The 1,050-nt window shown below is 55.2% G+C and carries 1 protein-coding gene; it reads right to left on the reverse strand.

Annotation, left to right across the window (positions count from 1 at the left end):
- Positions 1-36 precede the first annotated feature (36 nt).
- On the reverse strand, positions 37-813 hold the full coding sequence (locus tag J0A65_RS23960) for a hypothetical protein (RefSeq protein ID WP_206596777.1): 777 nt from the start codon (positions 811-813) through the stop codon (positions 37-39).
- Positions 814-1,050: the final 237 nt, after the last annotated feature.

The following is a 1,050-nucleotide window of genomic DNA, read 5'->3' on the forward strand; positions in this document are numbered from 1 at the left end:
GCACGGTACGGCAGAGTTATATCTACAGACCCGTGATTACAGGCTTACAAATGTCTGCTTGATTCCATTCAGCTCGGCTGCCTGCGTACTCGTGAAGCCCAGATTGTGGTGCAACCTCGTTGGCCCTAGCACCTCTGCCAGATCGGTATCGGTACTCATGTTGCCGATCTCGGCAAATCCTTCTCGGTGGACGGCTACTTTGCTGGCATCTGCCTGGACGCCGGGCTTCTGGTGAGCAGCGAGTCTGAGGGCGAACTTGAGGAGCGGATCCTGGCTGAACGTGATTTTCACGATTATGCCCTCAGCATCCGTGGCGTTCGCGTTGCCGAATGCGGAAACTTTTCGCAGAGAAGACGACATCCAGTACCGATAATGATCGGTATTGATATGGTTGAACGTGCCCTGGAATGGATTGGAGAGATTCTTAACCGCGTCCCACTCCCCTTGGCTCATCTTGCGGTAGTAGACGCAGGGCTGAATCACGTCCTGCGAGATGAATATGCGAGTCTTGAAGGCGGCGTGATCGAAGCCCTGAAGCTTGTGGGGTGATGAGAGGATTGTGGTAAGCGCCGTATCGACACTCTTGCGAATCCAGGGCTCGCCAAGGGCCTCCCAGATGACGTCCTTTTTCAGCTTGAGCGGATCCTGGATTCCTGGGAACTGGTTGAAGTAGCCTCTCTTGACGAGCTCGTGCGGAGCCCAATACTTTGCGTGCGGAGGGAGTTCCGCGAAGGTGTCTGGAGCACACTTCGACAAGTGCCGGTAAAGAAAGCTCGGGGCGATTTCGATCCCACACTTCTTGCATCCAGGCATAACATCCTCCGGCGAAGGTCATTCAACGAACCACAACGAAGATATAGCAGATCCTCTTTTGTGATGGCTATCCGGGCTACTTTCTTGCTGCTGGAGTGAGCCCTCTGCTGTTGTGTTGTTCCTGATATCGGTTCCGCCCTTACGGCGGGTCACTTCTGGCAAACGCCCGGATGGCCGGCCCCGCCAAAAGTAACCAAGAGGTCTTTGCCCCTGACATCCGGCCCGACTTCGTCGGGT

The organism is Bowmanella yangjiangensis (genome assembly GCF_017255015.1).
GTDB lineage: Bacteria > Pseudomonadota > Gammaproteobacteria > Enterobacterales > Alteromonadaceae > Bowmanella > Bowmanella yangjiangensis.

What these genes read in the sequence shown, in the direction of transcription:
- J0A65_RS23960 (WP_206596777.1), bottom strand. Translation starts at nt 813, where the DNA reads ATGCCTGGATGCAAGAAGTGTGGGATCGAAATCGCCCCGAGCTTTCTT.